Origin of the sequence: Paenibacillus foliorum (assembly GCF_013141765.1) — a bacterium.
GTDB lineage: Bacteria > Bacillota > Bacilli > Paenibacillales > NBRC-103111 > Paenibacillus_S > Paenibacillus_S foliorum.
Map to the genome: position 1 here is coordinate 1 of NZ_WHOD01000033.1, position 5,279 is coordinate 5,279.

The window sequence follows — 5,279 nt, forward strand, 5'->3', positions numbered from 1 at the left end:
ATAACCAATAAAGTGAATCTGAATCTTATTTGAACAGAGAATTTTCAAATTAAATTGAGCACACTTTGTCAGAACGCTGGAGTTCCCGCAGCGTTGTAACGTTGTGTACGTCCTTTTTCTTTTCATTGGCACTTATTCAAACGGAAATGTAGGTATTGCGCTAACGGAAGACTACAGCTCAATAAGCAAACAGAACGAGGCTGCCGGCATAGATCGGCAGCTGCGTTGTGCTAACGGGCAGAAGTGCAAAATAACGATATGTATGGTCCATTAAAAAAAGTGCCGAACGAAAAATTTGACTTCAGGAGGCAATAATGCGCTCTATTGAAAAAAAATGTTGACAGCTTGCAATGGCTTATGTATTTATTAAGTAATAAATAAATATGGAGGACATCAACAAGTGGCCAACGAAGACCGCAAACAGCAAATTGTCGAAGCAGCCGTAACCGTCTTCGCCAAGCAGGGATATTACAAGACGACGACCGCACATATCGCTCACGCAGTGGGGATTACGCAGCCGTATGTGTTTCATTTTTTCAAAACGAAGGAAGATCTGTTTATCGCAGTGCTGCAGCAGTCCGTCCAACGTATTGCAGGCATATTCAGGGAAGTTGAGGCGCCGGCGGAGCAACTGATGGATCAGATGGGCACAGCGTTCTATGACCTGTTGGAAACACACCGGGACGAAACGTTTCTGTCGATGCAGGCGTTCACGACGGCTGAGCCGATCATTCGTCAAAAGGTCCAGGAAGGCTTTGCCCATATTCATCAGGTGGTAAAGGAAAAATTCGAGCGAGCTCAGATTCCCCAGCCCAGCTTTCAGGCGTCTAGCTTCATTGGCCTCGGGATGGCTGCGGTAATGTCAGAGGTATTGGAGCTGCCCGAGCTTTCACCTTACTGTGAGAAGGAATAACAAACCTTTTTCTATTTGATTACATTTCGTTATTAATTAATTAATAACGAAATGTTGAGGGAGATGAATCTCAATGGCTAAAGTAATACCGGGAAGATACACAGCTCGTATGGAGGGGGATTTCGTCGTTTTCCTAATCGGCATGCGCGTCAATCGGCTCTGGGCCGTGCACAAATGGCTACCGGTATTTCTGGCAATGGGACCCATGCTGCGGGAACTTTACACCAATCGCAAGCTCGGCTTCCGTGGCACGGAGTTCATGCTGGGCTGGCGCAGCGTCCATCTGCTCCAATATTGGGATTCGTATGAGCAACTGGAGGCGTATGCCCGCGGAGGGCAGCATCTTATCGCATGGCGAAATTTCAACCGCAAGGTCGGAACGGATGGAACAGTTGGAATCTACCATGAAACCTTTAAGATCCGAGCCGACGAGTATGAGTGCGTATACGGCAATATGCCGGTGTTTGGGCTTGCGAAGGTGTCGGAGCATATTCCGGCTGTTGGCAAAATGGAGACGTCGCGCCGCCGTATGGGAGGGGAGAATGAGCCCGCCGTGCCGACTCCGGTAAATCCTCAATAATCGTCGTAGATCATTGCGCTAACGGATAACTATAGTTGAGGGGCTTGCTTCGCTGCAGCTCTTCTTTTGTTTATTAAAGAAACGGGCAGGTTAGTTGAACCAAAATATGAATTGGTGTCGAGGGACAAGAACTTGTACCGATTACCGTAAAGGTCAAGAACATAGTCCGATTGCCGATTAGATGTTTGTCTAACGATTATCAACTAAATTGCCCTTGAAACAAGCTTTAGATAAAATCACTGATCGCATAAATTGATGGTACAAAAACAGATGTGAAAGTGCCGCTCAAGGAAGTTGAAAAGATAGGGCAGACGAGTCACGTTGAATGTTGCGTTAGGATGGATAGGCTGAATGATTGATCAATAAGGATGCATGCGATTCGCAAAGCTAATAATTTATTGTTATCTTTGATAAGATAAAAAGATGTTTAATAAATTAAAATAGATGAGGGTACATGTTATGCCAAAAAACGATAATATGCTAGCAATTCTGTGGATGCTGAATTCGGGCATAAAAATGACTGCAAAACAAATATCCGAAAAGTTAGAAATAAATATAAGGACAGTTTATCGGTATATTGATGCACTATGTGCCAGTGGAGTGCCTATAATATCCGACACAGGTCATAATGGCGGGTATAGCTTGCTGAATAATTTTATCAAAGCACCTCTGCTATTTGATATTGAAGAAAAAAAGGCACTTCTTCAAGCTGCTGTTTTTGCAAAAGAAGCTGGATACCCTTTGAGTGAGGCATTAGGCAATGCGACATCAAAATTGAAAATGTATTCGAATCAGGAGCAGGAAAGTATACTTAGTCGTCATTTAGCCGGATTTGATGTTATAAACCGCATGGGAGACCCTTCCGTTCAGCAGGCATTGGCGGAGTTGGAGCAGGCTGTAGCAAACGAATTCTCTGTAGAAATTGATTATCGAACAAGCCATGAAGAACAACCCAAGAATAGGGTGATAGACCCTTATGGAATGGTTTACTGGAACAATAAATGGTATACTATTGCATTTTGCCACCTTAGGAATGAGATCCGCAGCTTTCGGGTAGAACGGATTCTACAAATCAAGCGTACTCAAATAAGATTTAAGCGTTCTGAAGCTTTTTCAGCCCGTGAATTTTTTATGCAAAATTTGTTACCTGATTTAGTGGGCAAGGAGGGGTTAATTCCTTTAATTATCGGAGGCAGGTCAGAGGCATTAGATGACTTATGTCTGCATTGGTTTTTGGGACATCATCTGAAAGAGCGGACAACAAATCACGCAATCTTTTTACTTGAGGAAAAATCAATTCATACATATATCCCATATTTTCTCCTATCCTACGGGAAATCCATTCAAGTAATCGAACCACAGTGTTTGAAGGACAAACTTGTTGCTGTTGTGTCGGAGTTAATGGAGTACTATCAAATTCAATAACTTCACTGACAGTAGATGTCAGTGAAGTTATTTTATAATGATGAGAATCATTGATTACCGAGATGGTTGGTATCATTTGATAAATTGTAAGATAAGGAGAATTTTCAAATGAATGATATGTTATACCTTTATGCATTTTACTCAATGGAAGACTGGGGGAATACTTAACTGCCGAATTGAACTCGGGATGATATTATAGGGCCAGCCTCATCAAAAACAGTTACCCTGAGAATTGAAAAGACGGTCTGACATCAAACTGAATGATTGCAGCAATCCAATGAAGGTATAAGCATAAAATTGATATGTATAATCATTTAAAGGAGGAGTAAAAATGACTGAAAACATAAAATATACGGCAGTATCAGGTAAATATACAAAGAATGGTACACCCAACGGTGTTACATCTATTACCCCATTTATAACAGTGAAGGATCCTTCTGAAGCAATAGAGTTCTATAAAATTGTTTTCAATGCAAGGGTGAAGGATATTACCGAACATCCTGATGGAAATGGCAATAAAATGATTGTTCATGCGGAATTAGATTTTGGAAATGGTTTTTTGCACCTGGGGGCAGCTAATCCGGCATATCAATTGGCCTTGCCGCCAGATGAAGACAATGCATGTTATTCTTTAGGAATTTATGTAAATAATGTTGATCAGGTATTTGAAAACGCGGTATCAAGAGGAGCAAAAGTAAGGGAACCGGTTATAAACTTTGTTTCAGGTGATCGATTCGGAAGTATATTGGATCCTTTTGGAGTAAGATGGTCTATTATGACTCGGATTGAAGATTTGTCAGAAGAAGAAAGTAGTCGGAGGGTCGCTGAATGGGCCAAAAGCTTTAGCGCAGAATAAATGCAAAAATCATTTTAACAAAAAGTGTTAATAAGACAATATAATGAAATGATGTACAAAGTCTAAAAAAATGAGCTGAATATGGAGTTTGAAATAATCCCCTCTAAGGTAGAAGCATTCAAATATACCTTCGGAGGGGGAAGTCCTCTAATAATTTGTTTATCATCAATAAGCTTAGAAGAAAGAAATTAATGTGATTGGTAAATATGCTTGGTCTAAATTCTTGCTTCATTACTTGAATAGACATCAAAACTTGAAGGATGCGTTGACTCGTTACATTTACGATCATTTCTCTTATGAAAATAAAAGTTAATTGTTAAACTAACGGGACACTATAGCTCAATGAGCAACAGAGAAGGCTACCGAACTGTAATGGGTCGATAGCCTTCTCTACTAACTGGTAGTGCAAATTTTATAAGAGTAGTAAAGTTAATCAAGCATATGTTAAATTTATACAATCAGGATGTAATTAGTTGGAGGGTCACAATGAATGAAAAAGTTGACCAAGGCTTTAAGGAGATTCTACAAGATAAAATCGTACTCAATATCCCTGGGTTTCAATGGAGTAGTCATGGTCGCGGTGCAAATATATACTTTGTGGAAAATCAGTCTATTACGATCATCTACGCTGAAATGCCAGCAGTCAAGGAATATGATGTTCTTGTTTTTGGTGAAACAAAGCATATAAACAAGCGTTACTATCCGAATGACCAAAAGGTCGAAACCATTCCTACGGAAGAACGATTTAGGATTCAGCATTTATTAGTGGATTGGTTAGCGAGTAAGGGTATGCGTCATGACATAAACGTTGGAAAATAATCGTTTGAAATTAAACTTATAATAAATCGATTAAGCTAAACATTCCTGTATAGCAGAATCTGAGAGAGGAACGATGTAGCCTGAAGGACAATGAGGCATTATTGCGACAGATAGCGGGCTTACCGACTGTAGAGTCAGTCCGCCAAAGGGTTTACCACGAACGAATGATCACAGCCTACCTCTCGATCTTAAACGTTTTTATGAGCTATGCGGAGGCGTGGTGCTTTTTGAAAACAAAGACTTTCACATCCAAATTGCTCCTCCTAACGAGTTCATTTTATCCAATCCAGTCATCGTTGGAGAACAAGTTGATGGGAATATATCATCCCATTGGTATATAGTTGGCCTTGGTGGGAATGGTGATTACATTTCTATAGACTTACATCAAGACCGATTAGGGAAATGTTACGATAGTTTTTGGGATAGACATGGAGTTATGGGAGATTGTCCTGTGGTGGCTAAAACATTTACTGAGTTGATAAATCGATTGGTTCAAAATAACGGTGAACGATGGTACTGGCTGAGTGAGGATTTTGAATCACTAGGTGATGCTTACGATGATGTTGTTGAAAAATGAATCGTTGAGATAACGGTGAACTATAGTTGAATAACAAAAGGTCAGTTTGCTTCAGCAGACTGACCTTTTGTTATTACGTTTATTCTTCTTATATAATCTAAGAATATGA

At 40.3% G+C, this 5,279-nt stretch carries 6 protein-coding genes; all 6 read left to right on the forward strand.

The features are described from left to right. The first annotated feature begins 400 nt into the window (after positions 1 to 400). Positions 401 to 913: a TetR/AcrR family transcriptional regulator gene (locus GC093_RS07780; protein ID WP_171651308.1), complete on the forward strand. Its 513-nt coding sequence runs from the start codon at positions 401 to 403 to the stop codon at positions 911 to 913. A gap of 73 nt (positions 914 to 986) precedes the next feature. Then, entirely contained in the window at positions 987 to 1,493 is a 507-nt protein-coding gene (locus GC093_RS07785; protein WP_171651309.1) for a DUF4188 domain-containing protein, read from the forward strand. 459 nt (positions 1,494 to 1,952) lie between these two features. Then, complete coding sequence (locus tag GC093_RS07790; RefSeq protein ID WP_171651310.1) at positions 1,953 to 2,918, forward strand: helix-turn-helix transcriptional regulator; 966 nt, start codon at positions 1,953 to 1,955, stop codon at positions 2,916 to 2,918. 331 nt (positions 2,919 to 3,249) lie between these two features. Beyond that, positions 3,250 to 3,774 (forward strand): VOC family protein, encoded by a 525-nt coding sequence (locus GC093_RS07795; protein WP_171651311.1) that lies wholly within the window; start codon positions 3,250 to 3,252, stop codon positions 3,772 to 3,774. 486 nt (positions 3,775 to 4,260) lie between these two features. Next, complete coding sequence (locus tag GC093_RS07800; RefSeq protein WP_171651312.1) at positions 4,261 to 4,593, forward strand: hypothetical protein; 333 nt, start codon at positions 4,261 to 4,263, stop codon at positions 4,591 to 4,593. 100 nt (positions 4,594 to 4,693) lie between these two features. Then, a complete protein-coding gene (locus tag GC093_RS07805) occupies positions 4,694 to 5,170 on the forward strand; it encodes an SMI1/KNR4 family protein (protein ID WP_312886473.1) in 477 nt (158 codons plus the stop codon). The last annotated feature ends 109 nt before the right edge of the window (positions 5,171 to 5,279 follow it).